Raw genomic sequence first — 26,546 nt, 5'->3', positions numbered from 1 at the left:
AGATGGAAAGCATGGCAGCGTTTGTCGATCATCCGGCGGTCGTTCTCATTGTGCTCTTCGCGCTGTTTGTTTCCGCGGTCGCGTTCGGTGCAACTGTCCTGCGGCGTATCGCCGTGCTGTCCGAACATGAGCGCGAAGACTTCGCCATTATCCAGACGTCGACGCTGACATTGCTCGCGCTTCTCGTCGGCTTCAGCTTGTCGATGGCGGTCGGGCGATACGACCAGCGCAAGACGCTGGAGGAAGGCGAAGCCAACGCGATCGGAACCGAATATGCGCGTGCGGATCTGGCCGAAGCCACAGTCAATACGAAGATAAAAGCCGGTCTGATCAGGTACACGAAGTTGCGGCTGGCCGACTTCGGAACGCGTGACCGGGAGGAACTTGGCAGCATCGGCCGGGATACGGCAGCGCTTCAAGCCGAGCTTTGGCGACTTGCCGCGCAAGTGGCGCAAGACAAGCCAACGCCAATAGGAGCGCTGGTTGTCGCGGGAATGAACGATGTCCTCAATTCTCAGGATTACTCCGAGGCCGCGCGAATCAACCATATTCCGCTGGGCGCATGGTTTCTCATGATCTTGATTGCGCTATTCGGCTGCACGGTGCAGGGGTACGGCGCCAAGGGAAATGCGCGCAAGGGTCTGCTCATCACTGTCCTTCCTATTACGGTTGCGCTATCGCTCGCTTTGATAGCGGATATAGACAGCCCGCGAGGAGGGATCATTCGTGTAGAAGCCCAGAATCTTGCTAGGCTTCTTCAGTCATTGGAAAGGTAGGACTAGGAAGTTTTCATATGGATCTGCGGAAATTGGTCTGCGATCAAAGGACGGTTCGCGCCTGATCACTCCGCGGACTTGTATCGCCCGGGCGTGGTTCCTAAAGCCCGCCGGAACATATCGATGAACGCACTCACGTTGTCGTATCCCAGTTCCAGCGCGATAGTCGTCACCGCAACCCCATCCGCGATCAGTTCCAACGCGCGAAGCAAACGCGCCTGTTGACGCCATTGCGCGAAGCTCAAGCCCGTCTCCTCGACAAACCTGCGGCTGAGCGTTCTAGGCGCGAGACCCGCCCACGCTGCCCATTCCTCGAGACGGCGGTTATCGGATAAATCCGCAGCCAACGCGTCCGTGATCCGGATGAGCCGTGCGTCCTCGGGACGCGGAAGTACCAGCGATTCTTCCTTCGATGCCGCGAGTTCATCGATGACAACCTCAGCGATCCGCGCCTGCGTCTCGTCCAGCTCGGCACCGGGCCACGTCGCAGCGCGCCGAACCGCTTCGCGCAATAACGGCGTGGTCCGTATCGCCCGAGGTTCGAGCGGCAGATGTGCGCATCGCCGCTCGGTGATGAAAACGCTCCAGCCCGAGAACGGCCCGTACGAGCGCACCGAATGAACGCAATGCGGCGGAATCCAGATTGCGTGCACGGCGGGGACGACCCAATGCTGCTTGTCGAGTCCAACCGACATCAGGCCGCTCAACGCGCCCATGAGTTGCCCGCGCGCGTGGCTGTGCGACGGCGTGGCCCGCGCCTCGTCCTGCGTCAGTTCCGCTGCGGCGAGAAACGGGCCATCGGGCGACGTCACGAGGTCGGGTCGAATCAAATAGGAAGTCATGGCTGGATCACGGTATCGATTGGCATTTATACCGGAGACTGGCCGCTTTCGCACGCCTAAACTGGCTTCGTTCTTACTGCTTCCGGAGGCTTCGCCATGCGAGCCCAAGACATTCTCCCCGACTACGTCGATCAAGCTGACCTGGGCGGGATCACGATCCGCAAGGGAACCGTTGCCGCGTTTCTCGCGAATGCGCGCGTCTGGATAGATCCGGCAACGAGCGCAACGGCGCGCATCGAGGTCGAGACGCACATGCTCGAATCCTTGCCGGCGCTGCGTGCCACGGGTTTGTTCGAAGTACTGGATATTCGCGATACCGCCTTGCGCGCGTGGGTCGCCACAAACACTAAAGATTGAGGAAAACGCCATGAAAGCTGCAATCATCAAGGCGCCGGGCGAAGTGCCCGTCTACGCCGATTTCGGTAAACCCGCTGCTCGCGCCGGATATCGGCTGGTTGAAGTGACGGCAAGCGCGCTGAGTCACGTCGCGCGCGCGAGGGCATCGGGCACGCATTATTCGTCGTTGGCGACGTTCCCGTTCGTTGCAGGTGTGGATGGAACCGGGCGTCTGGAAAACGGCCAGCGCGTCTATTTTTTCAAGCCTGAAGCGCCGTTCGGGTCATTGGCGGAATTCAGTATTGCGCACGAGTCGAACTGCGCCGAGCTTCCCGATGCGCTCGACGATGTCAACGCCGCGGCCATTGCGATTCCGGGCATGTCGTCGTGGGCGGCGCTCGTCGAGCGGGGCGGATTCGCGGCGGGCGAGACGCTCCTGATCAACGGCGCAACCGGCACGTCCGGTCGTCTCGCGGTGCGGATCGCGAAGCATCTTGGCGCGGGGAAGATCATCGCGACCGGGCGGCGCGAGGCCGCGCTTCAATCGATGAAACTCGCCGGCGCCGACGTCACCATCTCGCTGGAACAGGACGACGAGGCTTTGAGCCGCGCCTTTGAATCGCAATGTGCAGAAGGCGTGGATGTGGTGCTGGATTATTTGTGGGGAACCAGCGCCCGTGCGTTGCTGATTGCGGCGGCCAAAGCATCGCCTGATGATCATCCCGTGCGTTTCGTGCAGATCGGTTCCATCAGCGGCGCCGATATCCAGTTGCCGGCCGCCGTCCTGCGATCGGCGGCGATCACGCTTTCGGGCAGCGGCATTGGAAGTGTTCCATTGCCTCGCCTTCTGCATGCCATGCAGGAAGTATTTAACGCGGCCGTGGCCGCCGGATTGCAGACTGAAACCGAGGTTGTGCCGCTGGCGGATATTGGTAGACATTGGAGAAATGCCGACAGTTCGCGAAGAACGGTATTCGTACCAAGGCCATAAACGCTGATTGCGGCACGATGAACATCGCCGAAGGTACAACGTGTACGCTACAATTAGCGCATGGCTAAAAAATCCCCTCCCGCTTCTGTCGTCAAGGACGTTCACGCTTCTGCGAGCGTTCGGGACGTCCCGAACGTTCACGGCGCTGACGCGTATCACTTCTCCGAGCAGATCGGCCATCTGCTTCGGCGCGCATACCAGCGGCACGTGGCGATCTTCCAGGCGGCGATTCCCGATTCCGATCTGACCGCCGCGCAGTTCGTGACATTGTGCGCGGTGAAGGAGCAGCAATCCTGCTCGCTGAACGACATCGTCAAGTCGACCGCTATCGATCAGGCGACCATTCGCGGCGTGGTCGAGCGCCTGAAGGCACGTTCGCTGATCGTCGTATCGCCTGATCCGCTCGATGGACGCAAGCTTTTGGTTCGCACTACGCCGGAAGGTCTCGCGTTGATCGATCAGAGTATTCCGTTCGCGAGGCAGGTCAGCGAGCAAACGTTCGGCGGATTGAATCCCGCCGAACGCGTGGCGATTGTTTATCTGTTGAAAGCGATGACGCGGGCGGACGAGGGTTGATGCGTGGGCGTTAAAGCGGCCTGTAACATCGCCCTTACTTCATCAAGCAAGTCCAAGCCACGCTTTCACTTTCGCCGACCAACTTAATCTCAGATCGGCTACCGGCGGTTGGTCGTTCGCGGACGTGTTGTTCGATCGATCAGGGGTAAATGATGAAGGCGCGGTATCCACTTTCGATGGAATTTGCTGCTGCCCGTCTAGCTCGCGCTGCCGTTTTAGATGCGGGAAGGATTGGGTATGCTCAATGAACGTATGCGCCGGTCCATACTCCGAGATCGATATTGAATCTGCATCCTTCGGCGCGACTGGATTTCCGTTTTCATCAACCGATACCGTTTCGATCTCAACCAACGGAATGCACCACGCGGCATTCGCTCGCCCAATACGTTTTCCGCTCTCATCAAAGCAGCGAAAAATAAAGCTGTCAGGCAAATCAGATACCGTCCACATCTCCTCGGAATGATTCCAGGAATATTTAGCTGCAATGGTGCCGGGATGAGGCAACTTAGGGTCTTGCGCGCCCGGTGGCAAATGCTTTGTCATATTCGTTGATCCAATATTTGCCGTACATCCGCAACCATATGCAGACAGCGCAGCGATGATGATTGATCGCACGGCGAAATTCATTGCGATATCTTGTCGAAGTATCTGTAGCGTGCTGGATAGCGTTTCCGTCCCTCCGCCTCACATGACGTCCCCTTACTCGACCAGTACATATTTGCGGATTCCGCAAAGTCTTCCGTCATGTTGTTCTGAGCGTATCGGGAGGGTGGTTGCCCGTCACTCGTTATGGCGTCCTGCCAGCCCTGTTTCTGAGTTGGGTCGCTCCATAATGCTTGGCTCCAAAGGTGGCCGGTTTCATGGAGCATCGTACTGTCGACGTATTCCTGCGGAAAAGTTGACACGTCTTTCCACGGATAGAAGGCAATGCCTTGGTCGATACTGGCAGTCGCTGCAGAAGAAAATGTCGGGTCGTTGAATTTCTTTTGCCAGATCGCGTCCTGCGCATTCGCTACTGGATTAATCGAAACGCGTTCAAGGTCCTTGTACTGTTGAGGCGGAATGGTTTCAAGCGCCTTAGCGATTTCTTTTTGGCTGGGTACGCCATAACCCGGAAGTGGAGTTTGCGCAGGCATATAGATATTGACCGGCCGTCCATTCACAGTTGCGACGTACCGCGATGCAGCGCCTTCTCCTCCGCCGGGAAATTCAAAGGTGGTCTGTGTGGCGAAGCCCAGGTCGACGGTGTTCACGTGTCGGTAGAACTCAGCCGGCGCGTCGATGCGAGTTCTCGAGCCGTCAAGATAGGAGCAGTCCGGCTTTGATTTCGAATCCGGTACAGGCGTCGGATAATTTTGTTCGGAATTTTCGTCTTCTGTGCATTGAGCCGACAGCGGCGCCATAGTTGCGGTAATGCCAGCACTTTCCGCCGCTCTGTTTAGGACCTTTGAATCGTGGTCCGAGTGCAAAAACACGCCTGCGTCTGCACTTGCTATAGCCCTGTTCTTCTCGCACGGGCACAGCACCAGATCGCCATCCACTACAACGTCTCGTCCCTTTTCGGACATTCCCTTACCCGACCCGAATATTTTGAACGAGCCTTTGCAGTTGCCACAAGTCGCCTCGTCTCCATGCAACGCAAGCTTTCTCCCGTTGTCGTGCATTGTCGATGAGTAAGCGATGACAAAACCGCGGGTTGTCGTCGGATCACCATGTCGGACTGCGGCTTTACGCATGGAAATTTCCCGCTTCCGGCACAGTGGTCAGCACCATCCTTTTATACGCCGCCTCGGTCGATACCCTCGTGACGCGCCGACCGCGAACTGTGCGCGAACCGATGATTGCAAAAACGTATTTTGTTTTGTTATCCGATTTTTCCGACATGCTTAAGTATCCTATGCAAATCAACGTTGCCGCTACGCGCAGAATCTCCAAGATTAACGATCTTTGATAAGGTTATTTGGGAATAATCATCGCGAATTGACGAACGTCAATAAGGCGAGAGACGCATTGTTTTGCGTCGAGAATGATCTGAACGCTAGCAGCTAGCGTCTATTGATGGCGGGGCGAGGAGCCAGCGAGTCGTACGAAGAAGCGGGGATTTTCGCCCGACAATTTCGGCGCGCGACGCGTGGTTGCGGTGCTATTAAATGCGCTGGCGCTGGCTCATCTAGAGTGGAAAGGAACGCTAGCCGTGCCAATATACCGGTGGTCCGACGCTCTGATAGTTGGGCCGTTAGTCGATCAGGGTCGCCGCTTGCGATATCGCCTTGGCGGGGTCATCGAGAGACGGCAGCGACGGCATCGGTCGCCATTTGACCTGCAACGCTCGCGCGGCGCGAATGGCCTGTTCCTCACGCTCGGCGACCACGCCAACAAAGTCGCCGATCACTACAACGCCGCGCACGCCCGGAAGCGTTTGAACCGATGCACGATCCACATCCACAAGCATCTTGCCAATGAACTCGCCGCAGTCATGTCCTGCATACGGCGGCCGCACGACCCGCCCATGCAGCATGCCCGGCACGCGCATGTCGTGCACGAAAGTGGGCGCGCCGGTTGCCTTGGCAGGCATATCGACGCGTGGCGAAGAACGTCCGACGACCCGATACGTCGAAGGATCTTTCACCGCGATGGTGGTATCGAGCGCGAGCGTCAGGCATTGGCCTCGAAGCAACGCGCCGAACGTGAGGCGGGTGTCGTCGGGCGCGATTACGCAACCGTCGTCGGTACGAAGCAGCGCGGCATCCAAATCCCACACGCGCGCCGCCAATTCGATCAACGCAAGACGCGCCTGCGCCGCCGCGAAACGCAGCGGCACGGCCGAAATCTGGATCGTCGCGCTTGCAATCGTCGGGCCCTGATTCGGCACTTCGGCCGAATCGCCCAGGATCATCCGCACGCGGGCGGCGGAGACATCGAGTTCTTCCGCGACGATCTGTCCGAGCGACGTTCGAATACCCGTTCCGAGATCCACGTGACCGTTGAACGCAAAAATGCGGTCATCGTCGAGTATGGAAACGAAAATTTCCGGCGTGTCCTGAACGTACGAAGACCCGCTGCCTGGTTGACCGGGCGCGGGTTTTACCGGCACGTTCGGCTGCCTGACAATGTTCAGGCAACCGTTGCGCGCGAGCAGTTCACCTCGGGCGGGCGTTCCTGCAATGGGCATGACGCGTTATCCAGAAAAGGCGTTTATCGATTAACAATACTCTTGGGCATCGCCAGCGCCAAGAGGCATCCGGCCAGCATCAGAATGCCGAACGTGATCAGGCCGGCGCTCATGCTGTGCGTTGCGTCCTTCATCCAGCCGAGCACGTAGGTGCTCGCAAAACCGCCGAGATTCGCGATCGAACACGCGAACGCAATGCCCGCAGCCGCCGCCGTGCCGCGCAGGAACGTGGAGGGCAACGCCCACACGACGGGCATGGCCGCGGCCACGCCGGCATTTGCAATCGACAGCAGGATCACGGTGATCGCCGTGCTGCCGCTGAAGAACGTGCTCGCAATCAAACCAAACGCCGTGCAGGCAAACGGTACGACGATATGCCAGCGGCGTTCGCGATACTTGTCCGAACTCGCGCCCGTCACGAGCATCATGACCACGGCGAGCGCATTCGGAATTGTGGTCAGCATGCCGATTTCCAGCGCGCTCTTGACGCCCGAATCGCGGATGATGCTGGGCAGCCAGAAGCTGATGGCATACGTCCCGAGCAGCACGCACAAATCGATCAAACCCAGCGCCCAAACCTTCGGGTCCGTGAATGCGTCGCGCAGACGATGACTCTTGCCCGCGTGCGATTCCTGCGCGAGATCGTGCTTCAGGCGCCGGCGTTCATCGTGATCGAGAAACCTGGCCGACTCCACGGTATTGGGCAAATAAAAGAACACCAGCACGCCGAGCACGATGGACGGCAAGGCCTCGAGCCCGAACAGCCATTGCCAGCCTTGCCAGCCGTGGATGCCATCGAAGAAAGTCAGGATCCAGCCCGACAACGGCCCGCCGATCAGACTCGACAACGGCAAACCCATCATGAAGAGCGCGATGATCTTGCTGCGCCGTGCATCGGGGAACCAGTTTGTCAGGTACAGCAGCACGCCCGGCAGGAAACCCGCTTCCGCCACGCCCAGCATGAAACGCAGCACGTAGAACTGGCCGGGCGTCTTGACGAACATCGTGAGGCCGGAAAGGATGCCCCACGTGATCATGATCCGCGCAATCCAGAGCTTCGCGCCGACCTTCTGCAAGATCAGGTTACTCGGCACTTCGAACAGGATATATCCGACAAAAAAGAGGCCGGCGCCGAGTCCGTAGACGGTATCGCTGAAATGCAGGGCGTCGAGCATCTGCAGCTTCGCCAGGCCGACATTCACGCGGTCGAGATAAGCCGAGAAATAGCACAGGCAGAAGAATGGAATGAGTCGCCACGTGAGTTTGCGATATAGCTCGCGTTCTGCCTGGGCGTCGGTATGCAGCGTGCCGCGCGCAGTGTCTGTGATCGGGGTCGACATGATGTGTCTCCTGAAAATCCGACTGAAATAAGGTGCCGATATGCGTTGCCGAATCAAGTACCGCGGATACGTTCAGAACAGGTGGTAAAGGCCGCGCGTTCCCGCAAAGTGTCTCCGTGACGAAGCGTCCCACGGGCTTTACCCGCAGGACATTTCGAAATAAAAACGAGGTGATTCAGGCGTGCTTTTTTATAACCGGCCTAACGATTTTCGATGCTCGAAAGCGCTTCATCGAGCGTCATCACGGCGGCGTATTTTTGTTGCATATCGAAGAGGTTGGCATCGTGCGGACCAATCGCGCGATCGCCGACACAATCCGAAATAACCAGCGGACGAAAGCCGTGCGACATGGCGTCGACAACGCTCGCGCGCACGCATCCGCTCGTCACCGCACCCGCGACGATCAACGTCTGAACCGCGCGCTGCGACAGCCACGGCGCGAGTTGCGTGCCGAAAAACGCGGACGGAACGGTCTTGCGTACGACGAGTTCACCAGCCGCCGGCGTGAGTTCCGGCACGATCGCGCTGTTCGGATGATCTTCGGTCAGCGTCGCCATGCCGGGGACTTTCAGCGAGAAGACGTTGTCGTCGCTGCCATCGGCGGCATAGACGATACGGCTATGCGCAACCGGCCATTGGTGGCGCCGCGCGGCCGCGAGCAAATGCGTGGTGCGCTCGATGGCCGGCGCGATATTGCCGCCGCCAAAAGTCTTCGGGTCCGCGAAGCCGACCACGAAGTCCACGATCAGCAAACCGATATTGCCTTTCACCGGCAATGGCGTGCCGAATCCTTGCTGCTTGTAGACGCCGGATTCCGCGTGGCTCTGGATGTCGCTCATTCAAATGCTCCGTTCAGTGTGTGTCAGCGGTCCATCAGCGGTCCATCACCACGCCGTCGCGGACCACGGCGTCGCCGTCGAGCATCACATCGCAATGACGCAGCGGAATGTCGATATGGCACGTCGTGGTGCGCTTGCCGCCGGCTTCGTTATTGGGCCCGAGCGAAAAGAGGAAATTGCCCTCGAACGCGCGTGCGTCCATGCCGATGGTTGCCTCGCGGTCGTAAAGACCCAGCGTCGACCAGCGCGCACGCGGTTGCAAGCCCCAGCCGATATGCGAGATCGCATAACCTTCCGGATCGTTGAACGACGCCATGTAATCGCGGAGCAGGGCGGCGTCCACGCCACCGTCGATGCGCGTTGCGTAACCGTTTTCCACCGTCAGCGTGATCGGGTCGCCGACATAGCGTTTTTGCGGCAACAAAATATCGCCGCGATCGATCACGATCTGTCCGCTCGCCTGGCCTTCGTTCGGGAACGTCAGCACGAAACCGCTTGGCCAATGATCCCAGCGGCCGGGTTCATCGACGAAACCGTACTCCGAGATCGCCGGGAATTCGCCCAGCGGACAGACCAGTTCCGTTCCCGCGCTCGACTTCACGCGCATTTCCTTCGACGCCGTGATCCGCGCCGCCGCGGCTCGCACGCGCGTGCGATCGGCTTCGGTCGGCACCATGCGCGCGAGCACTTCGGGCGGTTCGACGGCGAGCAGGATCTTCGTGCCGGTCTTGAGGATCTCGTGCTGCTCGGGCGAAAACAGCAGCGTCATCAGGTCGAGCACGAGATCGCTTTCCTTCAGCGCCGCGATGGCCGCATGATTGCCGGTCAACGGCGTGGTGCCGAGGTAAGCCAGCGAATCGCGGCTCAACGCTTTTTCGCCGTTCACGGGAAGCAGGTCGAGCCGGTTGACGATCGCGCCCATGGACTGCGTGGCGATCAGCGCGCTCGAGAGCGTCTGCGGATGCGTGGACGCGCTCGTGAGGATGGTGACGGTCTGGCCGGCCTCCAGCTTCGATAACGTCAACACCTCTTTCCACGCGGCAATCATTTCGTAATCGCTGATAGGCATGACAGCTCCTTAGATAAGTTTGGCGCCGAGGAAATCGCCGAATGCTTCGTAGAAGCCGGCTTCGTTGTCCCATGGAATCATGTGGCCGGCGTCGGGCACGCGTGTATGCAGCAAGCCGGGTGCGAGCGCTTGCATTTCCTTCACGTCTTCGTCGAGCACCACGTCGCCGCGCGCGGCCGTGATCAGCAGCGACGGCACGCGCAAGAGCGGCAGGTCAGCGTGGATATCGTCGGTATGGAAACCATCGAACGACGCGAGCATGGCGCGTTCATCGCACGTATGGAGCCATTGCGCACGCACGCGACGTTGCTCTTCGGTCCACGTCGGGCAGAACGCGAGCATGCCTTCCGCGTCGATACCCTTTACCGCCAGGCGGATCGAATCGACGTACCACGGCAGCTTGGCCGGATACGCGCGGCGGCCGGGACCGGACACGGGTGGATCGACGAGGACCGTGCGCGTCAGGCCTTCTGGTGCGCTGCGGGCAGCGCGGATTGCAATGCGCGCGCCCATGGAATGGCCAACAAGCGCATAGTGCTCAAGGCCGAGCGCTTCCGCCAGCGCAGTGACATCGGCGGCTTGCGCGTCGAGACTGTAGTCAAGCGTGGCGGACGCCTCCGATAAACCCCTGCCGCGCACATCGAGCACGTAGGTATCGAACTGGCGGCCAAGCACTTCGCCGACAAAACCCCACGTGACCGCCGGGCTCGTAATGCCGGGAATCAGGATCACGGCAGGGCGGTTGGCGCGCACGCCGTCGGCGCCGCCGTATCGGAGGAAATGCTGGCGAATGCCGTTGGCATTGACGTTCGCGCCGTAGAGCAAAGTTGAGTCCATCGCGGAGTCCGTAGATGAGTCGAAAGCTTTCAATGAAAGGTCCGGTGAGCCGATCAATAGGCGCCCGACAACAGCGCACCTGCGCCGGGCACCACGCGTTCGAGATCGAGCTCGCGCAGCATGGCGTAGGTCGTGGCGATCGCGGCCGTGATCACCGGCTTGCCCGTCATGGCTTCCACTTGCGGCACCGCAGCAAGCGATGGCATTTGCACGCACGCCGACAATACGATTGCATCGACGTCCTTGTAGTTCAGCGTCTTCACGATTTCCGGCAGGCGGCGCGGGTCGTGACGGCCGACGTCCAGATTGTCGGGAATTTCGAGCGCACGGTAATCCACGACTTCAAACCCTTCCGAGCGGATGTAATCCACCACCAGTTCGGTCAGCGGCTTCATATAAGGCGCGACCACCACGATACGCTTCGCCTTGATTACCTTCAGCGCGTCGACCAGCGCGCCTGCGCTCGTGATCACGGGGGCCGAACCGCCGTTTTCGACCGTACGTTCGTGCAGCCGCTTTTGCGAAACACGGTGATAACCGTGGCCCATCGCCATGATCGCGACGAGACACGCATAACCCAGCACGTCCACGCGCGCGTCGCTCAATTCCAGCGCGCAGCGATCCGATTCCGCATCCATTGCCGCGAGCTCTTCCTTCACCACCTTTTTCATGCGCATACGGCTGGAATGGAACGTGAAACGCTCCGGACGGATGGTCTGGCGCGCGAGCAGCATGGCCGGGATCTCGGTTTCCATCGTGGTATTCGAGCTCGGCACGATCTGGCCGATGCGGAAGTTTTTGATCATCTGTTCGACTCCGTATTTCGTGGGCTGCACGGGGCAGCGTGTCCGGTTCAGAGAATGCGTTTGGGAAAGTCTAGTGTACACGTTGGAATATAACAAGTTTCCACAAATAAATTTTAATGGTGCAGCAATGCATTATGTTGGTGAAAACCCTTATAAATCGCACCGATAAAGGGCTTTCGCGCACTCACCGAGATCACGCTAAAATTTTCTTTACCCAAAATAATGCAATGTGTACACTCGATATCAGTTCATTCAACAGGCTCGGCTGAAGGACTTTTTGCCCGAGCGCCAGACATGGAGAGATCATCATGAGCCACCCCCGTATCGCGATTGTTGGCGCGGGCCTTGGAGGAACGGCGGCCGCCGCCTTGATGCAGCGCGCCGGTTATTCAGTGCGTCTGTACGAGCAGGCGCCGTCGTTCTCGCGTCTTGGCGCGGGCATCCATCTCGGGCCGAACGTGATGAAAATCATGCGTCGCATTGGTTGCGAAGATGCACTGAACGTCATGGGATCGCATCCGGACTTCTGGTACAGCCGCGACTGGCAAAGCGGCGACGCGATCGCGCAGATTCCGCTCGGCGATTTCGCGGTGAAAGAATACGGTGCGACGTATCTGACCGTGCATCGCGGGGATTTTCATGCGCTGATGACTGAAGCCGTGGCGCCGGGCACCATCGAATTCAACAAGTGCCTGACCAATATTGAAGAAACCGATAAAGACGTGCGTCTCACGTTCGCCGATGGCAGCGTGGAGACGGCGGATATTGTGATTGGCGCCGATGGCGTGAACTCGAAGATCCGCGATCATCTGCTCGGCGCGGAACCGCCGCGTTATACCGGTTACGTGGCGCACCGCGCGGTGTTTCCGGCGTCACTGCTCGGCACCGATCCGTTCGACCTGTGCGTGAAGTGGTGGTCGGAAGATCGTCACATGATGGTGTATTACGTCACGTCCAAGCGCGACGAGATCTATTACGTGACCGGCGTGCCGCAAGCCGAGTGGCCGGCGGGACAATCGGTTGCGCCCAGCAGCCGCGACGAGATGCGCGAAGTTTTCGCGGGTTACCATCCGTCGGTGCAAAAGCTGATCGACGCCACGCCTGAAGTCACGAAGTGGCCGCTGCTGGAACGCGATCCGTTGCCGTTGTGGAGCCGTGGCCGTTTGGTCCTGCTCGGCGACGCCTGCCATCCGATGAAGCCGCACATGGCGCAGGGCGCGGCCATGGCAATCGAGGACGCAGCCATGCTGACGCGCTGCCTGGACGAGATCGGCGTGAGCGATTACACGAACGCGTTCGCGTTGTATGAAGCGAATCGCGCGGAACGGGCTTCGAAGGTGCAACTGGTATCGCACAACAATACCTGGTTGCGCACGAACGAAGATCCGGCGTGGGTCTTTGCGTATGACGTGTTCAACGAGCCGTTGAAGTCGCCCGCGGCAAAGCAGGCTTCGGTGGCGGCGGCTTAATTTCGAAGACCAGACATGAGCGTGTCCGCATCATCGGCTCCGGAATCCATGACGTTGAGCGTCAATGGTTCGCCGCGTACGCTCGAAGGCGTGACGCGCGACACGCCCTTGCTCTATGTCTTGCGCAACGACTTCGAGCTCAACGGCCCGAAGTATGGCTGCGGCCTCGGACAGTGCGGTGCTTGCACGGTCTTGCTCGACGGCGGTGCCGCGCGATCGTGCGTGGTGCCGGTGGCGGCGGCCATCGGACGGGAAACGGTCACGCTCGAAGGGCTTGGAACGCTGGATTCGCTCCATCCGATCCAGCGCGCGTTTATCGATGAACAAGCGGCGCAGTGCGGCTATTGTCTCAACGGCATGATCATGAGCACGAAGGCGTTGCTCGATCGCAATCCCGAGCCCGATGAGACCGCCATCCGCGACGCGCTTCGTTTCAACCTGTGCCGCTGCGGCACGCACATCGAGATCATGAAGGCCGTGCATCGCGCGGTGGAGTACCTGAAACGCGAAGAAGGGCGCTGAATTCATGACGCATGTAATGACGCATGTAATGACGCATGTAATGACGCGCGTAACGAGCCCCGTGTAATGGACGTCATGCGCGAACGAGATTCGAATAAACCCGTGCTGTTGCCCGAGTCGATGCGTTACGCGTGTGTGGTGCTGGACGGCGATCCAGCGTTGCAGCAGCGTGCTGCCGCGTTGCAGGCAGAAGGCGTACGTTGGGTTTGCGCGGGGAACGTGGCTGCGTTCGTGGCGGAGCGTCTCGATCTCGCGTGCGATGCCGCGCGCCGCGTAATCGATGTTTCCGCTGCAGGTTCTTCGTTGCCCGTCCCGCGCTCAGGTCTGCAGCATGAAGCGCATTACATGTGGCCGCTTTCCGCGGATACATTCACGCCATACGAGGCGATTGCGCGCATTGATGGCGACTCCATTTCGGTCTGGACGAATGCGTCGGCGAATGCGGATCTGGTGGCGCAACTCGTCAGCGCAACCGGCTTTTCCGCCGACCGCTTCGCAATCCATGCGCTCGAAAAAAGCCTTGATCCAACGCTCGCCATACATGCCGCCATAGCCGCTGTAACGTTGATGAACGAAGTTGGCGGCGCGGTGTGCATCGGCGGGTTTATGCGTGTATTGACGGCGCGCGAGGCGACGTTTTCCGTCGCGGCTTCGCTGGACGACCGAGGCGCATTGCTCGACTATGAATACGTCGCGCGAACACCAGGAATGTCCGGCGCTCAAGCCGACGCGCAAGATCCATCTCCGTATGTGTCCCGCCGCGCGAAAACGCTGATCGACGATCCCGCCAAGCTCATTCCCGGCGCGGCGCATACCTTCGCGCGTGAATCGTTCATCGATGAAATCGCGCGCGACAACGATCGCGATCCCGTGTCGTTCCGGCTCGATCATCTCGATCCGGTGGAGTACGACGGCGCGCGCGAACTGATCAACACGGTCGCCGAACGCGCCGCGTGGGGCGGCAAGCCCAGGCAACCGAACAACAATATTGCCCACGGCCGCGGTTTCGCTTTCGATGAACACAAAGACAACGCCGCCACGCCCGCCTATTCGGCATGGATCGTCGATCTCGACGTCAATCGTGCAACCGGCGACGTGGCGGTCAAGCGCGTGGTCGCGGGGCGGGCAAGCGGACGTCGCAAGCTTGGCAGCATGGCAGGTGTTCCGGCCAAGCTGATCGCCGCGGCTGCATCGCGCGCACTTGGATTGCAGCTCACCGCGCGTCCATCGCACGATGAAACACCTGGCGATCAGGCGGTATCGCATGAACTGGCGTTGGCGTCGTCCGCGGACGTTCCCGCAGAACTGACGGCCGAACACATCGATACATCACCGGCCGCCGCCGCCATTGCCAATGCGCTCTTCGACGCAACCGGCGTGCGCTTCCGCGCGCTGCCGTTCACGCCGGAACGCGTGCGCGCGGCGTTGGGCGGCTCGGCGTCGTCAATAACCGGCGCGCCAAAGCGGAACAAACGCGCGCTGAAGGCCTTGCTCGCAGCCGGCGGCCTGGGCGGCGTGATCGGCCTCGCGTGCACGCTATGGCCGCTACGCGCGCCGATAGAACCCATCGCGCGGCCATTGGCTTCCACGTGGTCCGACGCCACCATCGCACGCGGCCGCCAGGTCGCCGAGTTCGGCGATTGCGCCGTTTGCCACACTGCGCCGGGCGGCGCGGTCAATGCGGGCGGACTCGGCCTGGAAACGCCGTTCGGCATGGTCTACACGACCAACCTCACGCCCGATGTGAAGACGGGCATCGGCAACTGGTCGTTCGCTGCATTCGATCGCGCGATGCGTCAGGGCATTTCGCGCGATGGCCGTCATCTCTATCCCGCGTTCCCTTACACGGCGTTCACGAAGATGAGCGAAGCCGACATGACCGCGCTGTACGCGTATCTCATGTCGCAGCCGGCCATCGAAAACGCGCCGCCGCAAACGCGCTTGCCCTTTCCGCTGAACCAGCGCGCGCTGGTCGCGGGCTGGAACGCGCTGTATCTGAAGCAGGGCGAGTTCAAGCCGGACCCAACGCGTTCGGCGCAATGGAATCGAGGCCAGTATCTCGTCGATGGCGCCGGCCACTGCAGCGCGTGCCATTCGCCGCGCAACGCGCTCGGCGCGGAAAAGGGCGGGCGTTTGTACATGACGGGCGGAAGCGCCGAGGGCTGGGTTGCGCCGTCGCTTGTCGGCAATTCGAAAGCGCCCGTCAAGTGGACCGAACAAGCGCTTTACGATTACTTGAAGACCGGTTTCTCGCACGAGCACGGTGTGGCAGCCGGGCCGATGGCGCCTGTTGTCGCGAGTTTATCGACGCTGCCGGAAGCCGATGTCCGCGCGATGGCGCATTACGTGGCGTCGTTATCGCTCACGGTGGAAGCCGCCGAACCGACCAAGGTCGCGAAGTCCAAATCAGCGGCGGTCACGCTGCCAGGCCTCGACAGCGGCCGTCGTATTTTCGATGGCGCGTGCGCCGTTTGCCACGCAGCGACCGGCGGTGTCGGCAACTTTGGCGTGCGGCCGTTGTTGTCGCTCAATACCAGCGTAAGCGAAGCCACGCCGGACAATTTGCTGAAGGTGATTCAGAACGGTATTGATGCACCGGCCACTGACGCCCTTGGTTATATGCCCGGTTTCAGGGATTCCTTCGATGACCGCCAGATGGCCGACCTCGTCACCTATATCCGCGCGAGCTTCGCGCCGAACGAAGCGCCGTGGAAGGACCTCGAGCAGGCATCGGCGCGGGTTCGCAAGCACGCACATTGACCGCCGCTTCGCCGGCGATTCATCTCCCGACTCTTATAATCATTAACGAGATGAATCCGTCAGTGGCGTGCATCGCGGCATTGCACCAATAGCGGGACCCTCGCACCGCAAAAGAGATTGTGGCGTGTACGCTGGGTTTTAAAGGTGCAACGCAAAACCTCACGTCGCGCCGATGACTGCAAGACCGCAACGTGAAACTCCTTTCATGGAAGGCTTGAAGCTGCAAATACCTAGTACAAGTCACTACGCTTGAAACAGGCATACACATTGCATAGAAGTTTAGAATTAGAGCGTGTACGTGTATTGACGTTCTGATGAAGTGCTCCGGGAGACTAGCGCTGTCTTCCTGATGAAACCCACGCAATAGAGGCGTCGATGTTGTCGAATCTGGCTGTGCAACTCATCAACGGACTAGCGGATGCATGCGCCATGTTTCTGGTCGCGTCCGGCTTGTCGCTGATTTTTGGCGTGACGCGTATCGTCAATTTCGCGCATGGCTCGTTTTATATGCTCGGCGTGTACGTGGCCTACAGCATTGCGAGCCGCTTCGGATCCACCGTCGCCGGATTCTGGCTTTCCATGCTTGCGGCGGCGGTCGTCGTGGCCGTGATCGGCGCGCTCGTGGAAATGATCGTGCTCAGGCGTATCTATCAGGCGCCCGAGTTGTTCCACTTGCTCGCGACATTCGCGCTCGTGCTGATCTTCCGCGATGCCGCGCTTTATATCTGGGGCCCGGAAGACCTGTTCGGTCCGCGCGCGCCGTTGCTCGGCGGCGCAGTCAGCCTGCTCGGCCACTCGCTGCCAACGTACGACATTGCGTTGATCGTGATCGGTCCCATCGTGCTCGCCGTATTGTGGTTCGGGTTGACGCGCACGCGGCTCGGCACGCTCGTGCGCGCGGCAACGAGCGATCGCGAGATGCTCGGCGCGCTCGGCATCAATCAGGCGTGGCTTTTTACGGGCGTGTTTTTTATCGGCGCGTTTCTCGCGGGGCTCGGCGGGGCGTTGCAGGTGCCGCGCATGTCGGCGAATCTTTCGCTGGACCTCGATACCATCGGCAACGCATTCGTAGTCGTGGTGGTCGGCGGCATGGGTTCGATTCCCGGCGCGTTCGTGGCAGCGTTGCTGATTGCGGAGATCAAGGCGCTGTGCATCGGCATTGGCGATGTCACCATCGGCGGCGTTGTGTTTTCGCTCAGCAAGTTCACGCTCGTGGCGGAGTTCGTGGTGATGGCGATCGTGCTGGTCGTGCGGCCCTGGGGTCTGCTCGGCCGCGCGCAAACCGCGGTTCGCACCATGGCGGTCGCTGAAACGCCGCTGCGCCGAGCCGATTCGCGACTCAAGATATTCGCCGGTATTGTGCTCGCGGTTTTGTTGCTCGCGCCGTTGTTGTCTGGCGTATTTCCGTACATGCCCGTGCTGCTCGTAGAAATCCTGATCGCGGTTCTGTTTGCAACGAGCCTGCATTTCATCATGGGACCAGGCGGCATGCATTCGTTCGGCCATGCCGCGTATTTCGGACTCGGGGCCTATGGCGCAGCGCTATTCCTGAAAGTCCTCAACTTGCCGATGGAAGCCGCCGTCGTCCTCGGGCCCGTGCTCGCGGGCGTCGGCGCGCTGGTTTTCGGATGGTTCTGCGTGCGTTTGTCGGGCGTCTATCTCGCGATGCTGACACTCGCTTTTGCGCAGATCGTGTGGTCGATCGTGTATCAATGGGACGCGGTCACGGGCGGCAGCAACGGCATTCTCAATCTGTGGCCGTCGGCATGGCTGAGTTCGCCGATTGCGTATTACTACCTGACCTTGTTCTTTGCGGTGCTCGGTGTGTGGATGCTCCGGCGCATGTTGTTTTCGCCACTCGGTTACGCCATGCGCGCCTCGCGTGATTCGGTGCTGCGCGCAGAAGCCATCGGTATCGATGTAAAACGGATCCAGTGGGTCGCGTTCATTATCGCGTCGTTGTTTTGCGGACTGGCCGGGTCCTTGTACGCGTTCTCCAAGGGTTCCATCTCGCCGGAAGTGATCAGCGTGGGGCGCTCGGTCGATGGCCTCGTGATGGTGCTGCTTGGCGGCATACAGACGTTGACAGGACCGATTGTCGGCGCAGCGGTGTTCACGTGGCTGCAGGATACCGTCGCGCGGCAGACGGACTACTGGCAAGCGCTGCTCGGCGGCGCGATCCTGCTGCTGGTGATCGCGTTCCCGCAGGGAATCGTGGGTTTCGTGCAGCACAAGCTCGACTCACGCCGCAACGCCGATCATGGCGCCGCGCCGCAACCGGCCAAGGAGGCGCTATGAGCTTGCTGCGGGTATCGAATCTTGCGAGGTCCTTCGGCGGCCTCAAGGCGGTCGACGATGTTTCCTTCGACCTCGAAGCCGGCCAGCTGCTTGCGCTGATCGGACCGAACGGCGCGGGAAAATCGACGTGCTTCAACATGCTCAACGGGCAGTTGAAGCCCAGCTCGGGCTCCATCATTTTCGACGGCCACGAGATCGCCGGCAAACGTCCGCGCGACATCTGGCGTCTCGGCGTGGGCCGGACTTTTCAGATCGCGGCCACGTTCAACTCGATGACCGTTATCGAAAACGTGCAGATGGCGCTGGTCTCGCGCGATCGCGAATTGTTCAACTGGTGGAAACCGGCGCCATCGCTTCATGCGGATGAGGCTCTTGCCTTGCTCGAACAAGTCGGCATGGCGGCGCACGCGAACCGCGCCTGCGGCGTGCTTGCATACGGCGATGTCAAACGCGTCGAGCTCGCCATTGCGCTCGCCAACAAGCCCAAGCTCCTGCTGATGGACGAACCGACCGCGGGCATGGCGCCGAAGGAGCGCAACGACCTCATGGCGCTGACCAAGCAACTCGTGATCGACCACAAGCTCGGCGTGCTTTTCACGGAGCACAGCATGGACGTGGTGTTCGCTTATGCCGACAAACTCATCGTGCTCGCGCGCGGCAAGCTGATCGGCGAAGGCGATGCAGAAAGCGTCCGCAACGATCCCCGTGTGCGCGAGGTCTATTTCGGAACGGGCAAATCATTCATGCCGCGTGCGTCGCTGGCTGAAGACGGAGTCGCTCGATGACGGCCATGCTGAAAGTCTCGGGCCTGAACGCGTTTTACGGCCGCGCGCAGATTCTCTACGACGTCGGGCTGGAAGTCGGGCGCGGCGAAGTGGTGGCGCTGATGGGCCGCAACGGCGCCGGCAAATCGACGACCATGAAAGCCCTCATGGGCATGCTGCCCACGCGGCGCGGCGCGATCAGTTTCTGCGGCCAGGATATTTCCACCCTGCCGCCGTATCGAATTGCGCGTCTTGGCATGGGTTTCGTGCCGGAAGACCGGCGCGTGTTCGGCGATTTATCGGTGATGGAAAATCTCGATACCGGCCGTCAGCCGCCTCGCGAAAACGCCCCGCGATGGACGCCCGAAAAGCTCTTCAAGCTGTTTCCCAACCTCGGCGAAATGCCGAACCGTCCCGGCAGCCAGATGAGCGGCGGCGAGCAGCAGATGCTGACCGTATCGCGTACGCTGATGGGCAATCCGTATCTCGTTCTGCTCGATGAACCTTCGGAAGGCGTGGCGCCGATCATCGTCGAACAGATGGCGAACATGATTCTGGAACTGAAGCGTGAAGGGCTTTCCATTCTTCTTTCCGAGCAGAACATGCACTTTGCCGAACTGGTCAGCGACCGCGCCTACGTGCTTGAAAAAGGGCAGATTCGGTTCAGCGGCACGATCAACGAGCTCGCGCAGGACGAAGCCGTGCGGCGGGCTTATTTGAGCGTATAAAGCGATTTTCAATCAGCACCCATTCTGGAGAGAACAACTATGACCACGCGTGCTGGATCGCGCCTGCGCCTGACCGTCCTGATGCTTGCACCGCTGGCTGCTGCCCTGGCGCCGGCCATGGCGAATGCCGCCGACACCATCAAGATTGGCGAAATCAACAGCTACAAGGCGCAGCCGGCGTTCCTCGGGCCGTACAAGAACGGCTGGAACATGGCGCTGGACGAGGTCAACGCGGCGGGCGGTATCGACGGCAAGAAACTCGAAGTCATCTCGCGCGACGACAACGGTAATCCGGGCGATACGGTTCGCGTGGCGCAGGAGCTGACCACGGGCGAGCAGGTCTCGCTGCTGTTCGGCGGGTTCCTTTCGAACACGGGCCTCGCGCTCGCCGACTACGCGAAGCAGCGCAAGATTTTCTTCCTGGCTGCTGAACCGCTCACCGACAAGATCGTCTGGCAAGACGGCAATAAATATACGTACCGGCTGCGGCCATCGACCTATATGCAGGTCGCCATGCTTGTGCCCGAAGCGGCCAAGCTGCACAAGAAACGCTGGGCCGTGGTGTATCCGAACTACGAGTATGGACAGTCGGCCGTGGCCACATTCAAGCGCTTGCTGAAAGCGGCGCAGCCGGATGTCGAGTTCGTCGCCGATCAAGCCGCGCCGCTCGGCAAGCTCGACGCCGGCGCCGTCACGCAAGCACTCGCCGACGCCAAGCCCGACGCCATTTTCAACGTCGAATTTGGCGCGGATCTCGGCAAGTTCGTGCGCGAGGGGAATACGCGAGGTCTCTTCAAGGACCGTTCGGTGGTGTCGTTGCTGACCGGCGAGCCCGAGTATCTCGATCCGTTGGGCGCGGAGGCACCGGTTGGCTGGATCGTGACGGGCTACCCGTGGTATTCCATCGATACCCCCGCGAACAAGAAATTTGTCGCGGCGTATCAGGCGAAATTCCACGACTATCCGCGAGTGGGATCCGTGGTGGGTCACTCGGCGTTGATGTCGATTGCCGACGGCTTGAAGAAAGCGAAATCGACCGACTCGGAGAAGCTTTCGGAAGCGTTCAAGGGTTTGTCCGTCGATACACCTTTCGGCCCGATTTCGTATCGCGCGCAGGATCATCAGTCGACCATGGGCGCGTACGTCGGCACGACCGCGCTGAAGGACGGCAAGGGCGTGATGACGTCGTACCGGTATATCGATGGCGCCAGCGTTCAGCCGTCGGACGCCGAAGTCGCGAAGATGCGCCCGGCCGATTAAGGGTGTAGCCGCCGCAATAGCAAAAGCCGCGCTTTGAAACGAGCGCGGCTTTTTCGCCTGGACGTGGTGTAAATCGGAGTTTCAGTTTTCGTAAGAAACGCGGCGCAGATTTTCCGATCGAAGATTTTCCGCGGAACCAGCCGGCGCCTTTGCATCGGCTGGTTTGCGCTTGCCTGGCGGCTTTGACTTCACGCTCGCGCCATGCACGAACAACACGACCAGAAGTGCTGCCATAGCCCACACCGACAAGACCCACATCAACGTGCTCATTTCATCCCCGAACCGATTGGTTTTTTTAACGTTGCCAAACGACTGGCATGGATGAATTGTGAGCCTCCGGTCCGCGGAGCAATTCCCCGATAAGCGCGGCATTCTACGGCTAATTCACTGAAGAATAGCGCACGCCGATCGGCGGTGCACAAATATTACGGGGCGCTGAAACGGTCCAGCGAAAACGCGGAAAGATCGACATCGCTCTGTCCGGTAAGCGTGCGTTGCGCCACCGCCTCGCCGATACCCGCCGAATGCTTGAAGCCGTGTCCCGAGCAGGCGGAAACCACGATTACATTGGCGAGCGCCGGGTGGTCGTCGATGATGAAACCGTAGTCGGGCGTGACCGTATAGGTGCAAACGGCGGCCTTGACCAGCTCCGGCGTCACGCCCGCGAAATTTCCCGCGAGGTGCGACTGGACCATTTGCGCGACTTCTTCGTCCGAGACGGTGCGATCGATTGCATCGACGGCATCCAGCGCCGTGTATTGCTCGGTCGCGATCTTCATGCTTCCCTCGCCGGAAATGGGCGGAAATCCGTAGCAGATATCGAGTTCCGACCGACCGTGCGACAGGATGAAGGTCGGGGAAGGTTGCGGAAATATCGACGGTTCTTCGAGCTTGAACCAGAAGAGTTTTTGCCTACAGACCTTCAGCAATGCGCTGAAAGGCTCGCCCAGCAGATTCGCGGACCACATGCCGGCGCATACCACGGCCTTGTTGGCCACGACTATCCGGTCGCCGGTCTTGACGCGCACAACGCCGCCTTCGGATTCGATCGATGAAACCGTCTCGCCGGTGATTACGGCGGCGCCGAGTTTTCGCGCGGTCTCCAGTTGCGCCGCGATGCACTTCTCCGGGCGAACGAATCCGCCTTCGGGTTCGAAGTAACCGATGGCATCGTTGCGAACCGGACCAAACTGGGGAAAGCGTGCGCGAATTTGCGAGGCGTTCAGGACTTCGTGACCTATGCCGTAATTGCGCGCCAGTTCGATGGTATGTCCCGTGAAATCTTCCGCGCCATGGTGGCGTGCGGGCGCGTCGCTGGATGTCATCACGAGCACGCCGCACTGTTCGAAAAGCGCGTCGCCGCTTTCGGCTTCTAGTTCACGCCAGATCACGTGCGATCTGCGCACGAGCGGGATATAAGCGGCGCCTTCGCCGACCGCCAGGCGGGTGATGCGCGTGTCGCCGTGACTCGAACCCTGATCGTGCGGCGGCGCAAACCGGTCGATACCAATAACATCAGCGCCCGACCTGGCGAGTTGATAAAGCGTCGACGCACCCATTGCGCCGAGTCCGACGACTACGACGTCACATCGGTGTTCGTGCCGCGCTTTTTGCCCTGCTTCCTGCATTCAGCCACCTTTCTGGTTGAGGTCCAACGAAACATGATACGTGGCGTTGGATATCCAGGCAGCGCCGTCATTGCGGCTTCGAATCGATCTCTTTAGCGGTATCGGCGGCGGGAGCAAAACGGGGTTGCTCCGCGATCAGTTGATCGTCTGTAGTTGCCACCAGCCACAGCCACGCGTTCTCCGCGATATGCCGGTTATGGTCCTTCAGCGGTCCCATTGCGCTCGCCGCCTTCCAGACCACGGGGCCAACTCGGCTGCTCCTGCCCGACGGCGCACCGACCAGCATGCAGTAAGGTCCAAGCGGCAGGGAAACAAACGGCTGCGCCGGCTTCGCACGAATCCGCCAGTCGATAAACGGCGTCTCGCTGATCAGCAGCGGCGTGGGCAAACCGTAAAGCACGCTGAAGTCGTACAGCGCCAGTTGCGCACGCATCCCGGCGTAAGCGCGACGAACGTCTTCAATCACAGCCGCGCGGATCTCGTCATCGAACATGGCTTCTTCTGCATAGCGGGCAAGCGCTTCGCGCGCTTCTCGTTGATATGCGCTGAAAATGCCGAGGTCCACGCAATCCTGCACGGCGCGTTGAACGTCGGCGACAGAACCGGCTTCCGTTGGCGTGCCGAGTTGCGCTGCCCGTAAAAAGCGGGCAAGTCCTGCTTCCTGTATCAAGGGGCCATCGGTGGAAACGGTTTCTGGAACGTCTTTTTCCAGGGGAACGTAGAAGTATTTCTCGGCGGCGAAATGCGATTTCTTGCCTTCGTCGAACTTGATAACGCCGTTGGTGCAGTCGAGATATCGCGTCCCGATTCGACCGTGCTCCCAAACCCAGTTCTTGAGGAACGGACGCAGCGGATGCAGTCTTTCTTGATCGGTCATAGGACCCTCCAGGGCTCTCAGTATAGTTCGGGCTCGGATATTTCTCGTTCCTTGCACCGGTTGCCGGGCTTTTTTCAGCGAGCGTTTCGATTGGCGGATCAGCGCGCATTTCATCGAAAGAGTTTTTCTAACGCGGATCAAAAATTAATCTGCTTTGTCTTCGCGGAACACCATCGATAACCTTCTGCCTGTGATTACCACTACATGAAGGTTCGCCCGATGGATACCGTTTCGCAAGCGCCGCTGATCCTGATAACAGGTGGAAGTCGCGGAGTAGGCGCGGCAACTGCACGGCTTGCTGCCGCACAAGGCTACGATGTGGCGATCAGCTTCGCGTCCAACGAGTCCGCCGCCCGTGCGGTGGTGGCCGATGTAGAAGCGCTTGGACGCAGCGCTTTAGCCGTGCGCGCGGATAGCGCGGATCCGGAGCAGGTCGCGGAATTATTCGCCGCGATCGACCGTAAGTTCGGCCGGATCGATGTACTGGTGAACAACGCCGCGATAATCGCGCAGCAGTCCCGCCTGGAAGATCTCGGATACGAGCGCATGCAGCGCGTGTTCGCGGTCAATTCGATCGGTCCTATTCTCTGCGCACAACAAGCGGTGAAACGGATGTCGAATCGTCACAATGGGCGGGGCGGATCGGTGATCAATGTTTCGTCGGCGTCGGCCAGGCTCGGCAGTCCAAACGAATATGTCGATTACGCTGCATCGAAGGGCGCTGTCGAGACGTTCACTATTGGTTTCGCCAAAGAAGTTGCGCGCGATGGAATACGCGTCAACTGTGTTCGCCCGGGGCATATCTATACGGAGATGCATGCCAGCGGCGGCGAGCCGGGACGGGTGGATCGCGTCAAGGATTCGATCCCCATGGGAAGAGGCGGTCAGCCCGAAGAAGTTGCGCGGGCCATCCTGTGGCTGGCGAGCACCGAGGCTTCCTTTGTCACCGGCACGTTCCTCGATGTCACTGGCGGCAAGTGATCAACGTGCATTGCATATGCGTCGTAAAATCAGGGCGATCCAACTAAAGCGATACGCGCCATGAGATACCTCCTTGCATCGACCATTGCGGCGTTTGTCGTGACCACGAGTCCCGCCGCGATGGCCCAGGCGCCCAAACAGGAATGCGCCATCGGGTATGTCACGGGCGTCGGCGGCGCAGCGCAGAACATCCGCGAATACCTCGCGATGCCCGATCGCGACAGATACCGGTATCTTGCGGACAACCCGATCAATTGCCGTGTCTCCGAAGAAGGCCGCGCGTCGGCGTGCACGGGCATGACGAGCTTTCGCAACGAAAAAGTCAGCGTCTACGATGACACGGACAACGCGACGATAACCGTCGTCGCGCGCGTGGAACTCGACCAGGGGACGTACCCGGCGATCATCGTCGTGCCGAGACCGGATGTGAAATGCGAGGAGTGACCGGCGACGCCGCGCAACGCGATTGACAATAGCCGATAAAAAACGGCGCGCACTGCAGCGTGCGCGCCGTTTATCTTGATGCGAAAGACGCCATCAGAATACGTTGCGAAGTCCGATAGCAACGCCGGTCTGATTGTTGCGTCCCGGGAAGTCCGCTTGCGCGGCGCCCGTGCCACGAATGAAATCGACGGTGCCATACACTTCCGTGCGCTTCGACAGCGAGTACTCGGCGAGCAGCACGCCCGAGTAGCGCACGCCGCGCGCGAGCGTGGTGCCATCGCCGTTCAGCGCATTACGCGAGTGGTCGTAGTAACCCGCGGCTGTCAGCAGCAGCGGCGGCGTGACCTGCCATGTGGTGCCGACATAGAAGCCATCGTCTATGCGATTCGTGTTCGCCACCGGCCCCGTGAAGTTGGCGGCAGGAGAGTTTGCAGCCGCCATGAAAAGATCGACCATGCCGGTGTTGTCTTGCGCGTGCAGCCATCCCGCGTAGGCCTTGACCGTGCTGAATGCGTAGACCGCACTCACGTTGACGACCTTGAACTTCCTGTTTTGCGCGTCGCTGTTTTGCTGGTAACCGGCATCGAGCGACAGGCCGCTGAAAGTGTAGGATGCCGTCAAGCCGTACATGTTGTTCGCGCCCGTGCTGCCGGCGGTGTTGCCGAAGGCGTACATGGCTTCCACGTTCAGGCCGCCGAACTGGCCGTTGTACTTGACTGAGTTGTTCGATCGCAAGCCATAGCCGAGTGCGCCGGGCAACCAGCCGTCCTGATCGAAGTTGCCTACGGTCAGCGGATCGTAGACGTTGCCCAACTGATCGAAGAGCGGCGTGTTCTGGCGGCCGAACGTAAGGGTGCCGTATTGATTGCTCGACAGGCCAACGTAAGCCATCCGGCTAAAGAGCGTGTTCTGGCTTGCCAGTTGTCCGTTCCACACGTTGAAGCCGTTCTCGAGACGGAACACCGTGGAAAGACCGCCGCCCAGGTCCTCGGAACCTTTCAAACCCCAGCGGCTGCCGGTGATCGGGCCATTGCCCATGGATACCTGGCTGTCGTTGTTCGCATTTGCATTGGTGAGATAACGCACGCTTGTATCGACAATGCCGTACAGCGTGACCGAGCTTTGCGCGAAAGAAGATTGAGCCGCGATGGCGATGAATGCGCCGGTAATAGCGCCAGTGAATTTGTTCACCGAGTGTCTCCGCATGTTTAGTTTTTAGATAAACGCCGGC

Annotated in this window: 26 protein-coding genes and 1 pseudogene; 13 read left to right on the top strand and 14 right to left on the bottom strand. The window is 60.1% G+C overall.

Going from position 1 to position 26,546, the window contains the following annotated elements:
- Nucleotides 1-11: 11 nt before the first annotated feature.
- Entirely contained in the window at nucleotides 12-776 is a 765-nt protein-coding gene (locus ASG35_RS17565) for a bestrophin-like domain (protein ID WP_056360884.1), read from the top strand.
- A gap of 65 nt (nucleotides 777-841) precedes the next feature.
- Here the strand turns inward: ASG35_RS17565 and ASG35_RS17560 are convergent, their stop codons facing one another.
- Nucleotides 842-1,618, bottom strand: coding sequence for an AraC family transcriptional regulator (locus ASG35_RS17560; RefSeq protein ID WP_056359975.1), 777 nt, complete (start codon nucleotides 1,616-1,618; stop codon nucleotides 842-844).
- A gap of 96 nt (nucleotides 1,619-1,714) precedes the next feature.
- On the opposite strand from ASG35_RS17560, the gene ASG35_RS17555 reads away from it, so the two are divergent.
- The 3 genes from ASG35_RS17555 to ASG35_RS17545 are packed head-to-tail and all read left to right on the top strand — an operon-like array spanning nucleotide 1,715 to nucleotide 3,521.
- Complete coding sequence (locus tag ASG35_RS17555) at nucleotides 1,715-1,975, top strand: hypothetical protein (protein WP_056359972.1); 261 nt, start codon at nucleotides 1,715-1,717, stop codon at nucleotides 1,973-1,975.
- A 10-nt stretch (nucleotides 1,976-1,985) separates the two neighbouring features.
- Nucleotides 1,986-2,945 (top strand): quinone oxidoreductase family protein, encoded by a 960-nt coding sequence (locus ASG35_RS17550; RefSeq protein WP_056359970.1) that lies wholly within the window; start codon nucleotides 1,986-1,988, stop codon nucleotides 2,943-2,945.
- A gap of 60 nt (nucleotides 2,946-3,005) precedes the next feature.
- On the top strand, nucleotides 3,006-3,521 hold the full coding sequence (locus ASG35_RS17545; RefSeq protein ID WP_082508435.1) for a MarR family winged helix-turn-helix transcriptional regulator: 516 nt from the start codon (nucleotides 3,006-3,008) through the stop codon (nucleotides 3,519-3,521).
- A 42-nt stretch (nucleotides 3,522-3,563) separates the two neighbouring features.
- On the opposite strand, the gene ASG35_RS17540 is transcribed toward ASG35_RS17545, so the two are convergent.
- The 9 genes and pseudogenes from ASG35_RS17540 to ASG35_RS17500 form a co-directional block, all read right to left on the bottom strand.
- Complete coding sequence (locus ASG35_RS17540) at nucleotides 3,564-4,148, bottom strand: hypothetical protein (protein WP_056359967.1); 585 nt, start codon at nucleotides 4,146-4,148, stop codon at nucleotides 3,564-3,566.
- Complete coding sequence (locus tag ASG35_RS17535) at nucleotides 4,145-5,257, bottom strand: PAAR domain-containing protein (RefSeq protein WP_082508434.1); 1,113 nt, start codon at nucleotides 5,255-5,257, stop codon at nucleotides 4,145-4,147. Before ASG35_RS17535 ends, ASG35_RS17540 begins: the two co-directional genes overlap by 4 nt.
- The gene (locus ASG35_RS31435; RefSeq protein ID WP_156393219.1) at nucleotides 5,250-5,405 is read right to left on the bottom strand and encodes a hypothetical protein; all 156 of its coding nucleotides are present in this window, start codon (nucleotides 5,403-5,405) and stop codon (nucleotides 5,250-5,252) included. The genes ASG35_RS17535 and ASG35_RS31435 overlap by 8 nt, the downstream gene beginning before the upstream one ends.
- Before the next feature lie 370 nt (nucleotides 5,406-5,775).
- Nucleotides 5,776-6,693: pseudogene (locus ASG35_RS17525) on the bottom strand (molybdopterin cofactor-binding domain-containing protein); the annotation flags it as partial.
- A 23-nt stretch (nucleotides 6,694-6,716) separates the two neighbouring features.
- On the bottom strand, nucleotides 6,717-8,033 hold the full coding sequence (locus ASG35_RS17520; RefSeq protein WP_056359957.1) for an MFS transporter: 1,317 nt from the start codon (nucleotides 8,031-8,033) through the stop codon (nucleotides 6,717-6,719).
- Between the two features lie 200 nt (nucleotides 8,034-8,233).
- The gene (locus ASG35_RS17515; RefSeq protein WP_056359954.1) at nucleotides 8,234-8,872 is read right to left on the bottom strand and encodes an N-carbamoylsarcosine amidohydrolase; all 639 of its coding nucleotides are present in this window, start codon (nucleotides 8,870-8,872) and stop codon (nucleotides 8,234-8,236) included.
- A 34-nt stretch (nucleotides 8,873-8,906) separates the two neighbouring features.
- Nucleotides 8,907-9,941 carry a hypothetical protein gene (locus ASG35_RS17510; protein ID WP_056359952.1) on the bottom strand — a complete coding sequence of 345 codons (1,035 nt, stop codon included), beginning with the start codon at nucleotides 9,939-9,941 and terminating at the stop codon, nucleotides 8,907-8,909.
- A gap of 9 nt (nucleotides 9,942-9,950) precedes the next feature.
- Nucleotides 9,951-10,778, bottom strand: coding sequence for an alpha/beta fold hydrolase (locus ASG35_RS17505; RefSeq protein WP_056359949.1), 828 nt, complete (start codon nucleotides 10,776-10,778; stop codon nucleotides 9,951-9,953).
- Between the two features lie 53 nt (nucleotides 10,779-10,831).
- A complete protein-coding gene (locus ASG35_RS17500; protein WP_056360878.1) occupies nucleotides 10,832-11,584 on the bottom strand; it encodes a maleate cis-trans isomerase family protein in 753 nt (250 codons plus the stop codon).
- Between the two features lie 308 nt (nucleotides 11,585-11,892).
- On the opposite strand from ASG35_RS17500, the gene ASG35_RS17495 reads away from it, so the two are divergent.
- The 7 genes from ASG35_RS17495 to ASG35_RS17465 all read left to right on the top strand — a co-directional run bounded on the left by ASG35_RS17495 (nucleotide 11,893) and on the right by ASG35_RS17465 (nucleotide 21,385).
- Complete coding sequence (locus tag ASG35_RS17495; protein ID WP_056359946.1) at nucleotides 11,893-13,053, top strand: FAD-dependent monooxygenase; 1,161 nt, start codon at nucleotides 11,893-11,895, stop codon at nucleotides 13,051-13,053.
- A gap of 15 nt (nucleotides 13,054-13,068) precedes the next feature.
- Nucleotides 13,069-13,575 carry a (2Fe-2S)-binding protein gene (locus ASG35_RS17490; protein ID WP_056359943.1) on the top strand — a complete coding sequence of 169 codons (507 nt, stop codon included), beginning with the start codon at nucleotides 13,069-13,071 and terminating at the stop codon, nucleotides 13,573-13,575.
- Between the two features lie 75 nt (nucleotides 13,576-13,650).
- Nucleotides 13,651-16,335, top strand: a complete 2,685-nt coding sequence (locus ASG35_RS17485; RefSeq protein WP_235527603.1) for a cytochrome c — start codon at nucleotides 13,651-13,653, stop codon at nucleotides 16,333-16,335.
- A gap of 375 nt (nucleotides 16,336-16,710) precedes the next feature.
- Complete coding sequence (locus ASG35_RS17480; RefSeq protein WP_056359940.1) at nucleotides 16,711-18,633, top strand: ABC transporter permease; 1,923 nt, start codon at nucleotides 16,711-16,713, stop codon at nucleotides 18,631-18,633.
- A complete protein-coding gene (locus ASG35_RS17475; protein WP_056359937.1) occupies nucleotides 18,630-19,418 on the top strand; it encodes an ABC transporter ATP-binding protein in 789 nt (262 codons plus the stop codon). The genes ASG35_RS17480 and ASG35_RS17475 overlap by 4 nt, the downstream gene beginning before the upstream one ends.
- Nucleotides 19,415-20,125, top strand: a complete 711-nt coding sequence (locus ASG35_RS17470) for an ABC transporter ATP-binding protein (RefSeq protein ID WP_056359933.1) — start codon at nucleotides 19,415-19,417, stop codon at nucleotides 20,123-20,125. The genes ASG35_RS17475 and ASG35_RS17470 overlap by 4 nt, the downstream gene beginning before the upstream one ends.
- A 39-nt stretch (nucleotides 20,126-20,164) precedes the next feature.
- Nucleotides 20,165-21,385, top strand: a complete 1,221-nt coding sequence (locus ASG35_RS17465) for an ABC transporter substrate-binding protein (protein WP_056359930.1) — start codon at nucleotides 20,165-20,167, stop codon at nucleotides 21,383-21,385.
- A gap of 81 nt (nucleotides 21,386-21,466) precedes the next feature.
- Here the strand turns inward: ASG35_RS17465 and ASG35_RS17460 are convergent, their stop codons facing one another.
- The 3 genes from ASG35_RS17460 to ASG35_RS17450 all read right to left on the bottom strand — a co-directional run bounded on the left by ASG35_RS17460 (nucleotide 21,467) and on the right by ASG35_RS17450 (nucleotide 23,890).
- Complete coding sequence (locus tag ASG35_RS17460; protein WP_056359927.1) at nucleotides 21,467-21,655, bottom strand: hypothetical protein; 189 nt, start codon at nucleotides 21,653-21,655, stop codon at nucleotides 21,467-21,469.
- A 155-nt stretch (nucleotides 21,656-21,810) separates the two neighbouring features.
- Complete coding sequence (gene solA / locus ASG35_RS17455; protein ID WP_056359924.1) at nucleotides 21,811-23,013, bottom strand: N-methyl-L-tryptophan oxidase; 1,203 nt, start codon at nucleotides 23,011-23,013, stop codon at nucleotides 21,811-21,813.
- Nucleotides 23,014-23,080: 67 nt separating this feature from the next.
- Nucleotides 23,081-23,890, bottom strand: coding sequence for a hypothetical protein (locus ASG35_RS17450; protein ID WP_056359921.1), 810 nt, complete (start codon nucleotides 23,888-23,890; stop codon nucleotides 23,081-23,083).
- A 219-nt stretch (nucleotides 23,891-24,109) separates the two neighbouring features.
- On the opposite strand from ASG35_RS17450, the gene ASG35_RS17445 reads away from it, so the two are divergent.
- On the top strand, nucleotides 24,110-24,871 hold the full coding sequence (locus ASG35_RS17445) for an SDR family oxidoreductase (protein WP_056360873.1): 762 nt from the start codon (nucleotides 24,110-24,112) through the stop codon (nucleotides 24,869-24,871).
- A gap of 60 nt (nucleotides 24,872-24,931) precedes the next feature.
- A complete protein-coding gene (locus ASG35_RS17440) occupies nucleotides 24,932-25,315 on the top strand; it encodes a hypothetical protein (protein ID WP_056359918.1) in 384 nt (127 codons plus the stop codon).
- A gap of 93 nt (nucleotides 25,316-25,408) precedes the next feature.
- Here ASG35_RS17440 and ASG35_RS17435 read toward each other — a convergent pair whose 3' ends face one another.
- Nucleotides 25,409-26,521, bottom strand: a complete 1,113-nt coding sequence (locus ASG35_RS17435) for a porin (RefSeq protein ID WP_056359915.1) — start codon at nucleotides 26,519-26,521, stop codon at nucleotides 25,409-25,411.
- Nucleotides 26,522-26,546: the final 25 nt, after the last annotated feature.

The organism is Burkholderia sp. Leaf177 (assembly GCF_001424345.1).
Classification (GTDB): Bacteria; Pseudomonadota; Gammaproteobacteria; order Burkholderiales; family Burkholderiaceae; genus Caballeronia.
The sequence above is the reverse complement of the archived record's forward strand: the minus strand, read 5'-3'. Positions and strand labels throughout refer to the sequence as shown.

What these genes read in the sequence shown, in the direction of transcription:
- ASG35_RS17550 (WP_056359970.1), top strand. Translation starts at nt 1,986, where the DNA reads ATGAAAGCTGCAATCATCAAGGCGCCGGGCGAAGTGCCCGTCTACGCC.
- ASG35_RS17515 (WP_056359954.1), bottom strand. Translation starts at nt 8,872, where the DNA reads ATGAGCGACATCCAGAGCCACGCGGAATCCGGCGTCTACAAGCAGCAA.
- ASG35_RS31435 (WP_156393219.1), bottom strand. Translation starts at nt 5,405, where the DNA reads ATGTCGGAAAAATCGGATAACAAAACAAAATACGTTTTTGCAATCATC.
- solA (WP_056359924.1), bottom strand. Translation starts at nt 23,013, where the DNA reads ATGCAGGAAGCAGGGCAAAAAGCGCGGCACGAACACCGATGTGACGTC.
- ASG35_RS17470 (WP_056359933.1), top strand. Translation starts at nt 19,415, where the DNA reads ATGACGGCCATGCTGAAAGTCTCGGGCCTGAACGCGTTTTACGGCCGC.
- ASG35_RS17500 (WP_056360878.1), bottom strand. Translation starts at nt 11,584, where the DNA reads ATGATCAAAAACTTCCGCATCGGCCAGATCGTGCCGAGCTCGAATACC.
- ASG35_RS17520 (WP_056359957.1), bottom strand. Translation starts at nt 8,033, where the DNA reads ATGTCGACCCCGATCACAGACACTGCGCGCGGCACGCTGCATACCGAC.
- ASG35_RS17540 (WP_056359967.1), bottom strand. Translation starts at nt 4,148, where the DNA reads ATGAATTTCGCCGTGCGATCAATCATCATCGCTGCGCTGTCTGCATAT.
- ASG35_RS17480 (WP_056359940.1), top strand. Translation starts at nt 16,711, where the DNA reads ATGTTGTCGAATCTGGCTGTGCAACTCATCAACGGACTAGCGGATGCA.
- ASG35_RS17450 (WP_056359921.1), bottom strand. Translation starts at nt 23,890, where the DNA reads ATGACCGATCAAGAAAGACTGCATCCGCTGCGTCCGTTCCTCAAGAAC.
- ASG35_RS17435 (WP_056359915.1), bottom strand. Translation starts at nt 26,521, where the DNA reads ATGCGGAGACACTCGGTGAACAAATTCACTGGCGCTATTACCGGCGCA.
- ASG35_RS17495 (WP_056359946.1), top strand. Translation starts at nt 11,893, where the DNA reads ATGAGCCACCCCCGTATCGCGATTGTTGGCGCGGGCCTTGGAGGAACG.
- ASG35_RS17465 (WP_056359930.1), top strand. Translation starts at nt 20,165, where the DNA reads ATGACCACGCGTGCTGGATCGCGCCTGCGCCTGACCGTCCTGATGCTT.
- ASG35_RS17565 (WP_056360884.1), top strand. Translation starts at nt 12, where the DNA reads ATGGCAGCGTTTGTCGATCATCCGGCGGTCGTTCTCATTGTGCTCTTC.
- ASG35_RS17535 (WP_082508434.1), bottom strand. Translation starts at nt 5,257, where the DNA reads ATGCGTAAAGCCGCAGTCCGACATGGTGATCCGACGACAACCCGCGGT.
- ASG35_RS17460 (WP_056359927.1), bottom strand. Translation starts at nt 21,655, where the DNA reads ATGAGCACGTTGATGTGGGTCTTGTCGGTGTGGGCTATGGCAGCACTT.
- ASG35_RS17445 (WP_056360873.1), top strand. Translation starts at nt 24,110, where the DNA reads ATGGATACCGTTTCGCAAGCGCCGCTGATCCTGATAACAGGTGGAAGT.
- ASG35_RS17555 (WP_056359972.1), top strand. Translation starts at nt 1,715, where the DNA reads ATGCGAGCCCAAGACATTCTCCCCGACTACGTCGATCAAGCTGACCTG.
- ASG35_RS17510 (WP_056359952.1), bottom strand. Translation starts at nt 9,941, where the DNA reads ATGCCTATCAGCGATTACGAAATGATTGCCGCGTGGAAAGAGGTGTTG.
- ASG35_RS17440 (WP_056359918.1), top strand. Translation starts at nt 24,932, where the DNA reads ATGAGATACCTCCTTGCATCGACCATTGCGGCGTTTGTCGTGACCACG.
- ASG35_RS17545 (WP_082508435.1), top strand. Translation starts at nt 3,006, where the DNA reads ATGGCTAAAAAATCCCCTCCCGCTTCTGTCGTCAAGGACGTTCACGCT.
- ASG35_RS17485 (WP_235527603.1), top strand. Translation starts at nt 13,651, where the DNA reads ATGCGCGAACGAGATTCGAATAAACCCGTGCTGTTGCCCGAGTCGATG.
- ASG35_RS17505 (WP_056359949.1), bottom strand. Translation starts at nt 10,778, where the DNA reads ATGGACTCAACTTTGCTCTACGGCGCGAACGTCAATGCCAACGGCATT.
- ASG35_RS17475 (WP_056359937.1), top strand. Translation starts at nt 18,630, where the DNA reads ATGAGCTTGCTGCGGGTATCGAATCTTGCGAGGTCCTTCGGCGGCCTC.
- ASG35_RS17490 (WP_056359943.1), top strand. Translation starts at nt 13,069, where the DNA reads ATGAGCGTGTCCGCATCATCGGCTCCGGAATCCATGACGTTGAGCGTC.
- ASG35_RS17560 (WP_056359975.1), bottom strand. Translation starts at nt 1,618, where the DNA reads ATGACTTCCTATTTGATTCGACCCGACCTCGTGACGTCGCCCGATGGC.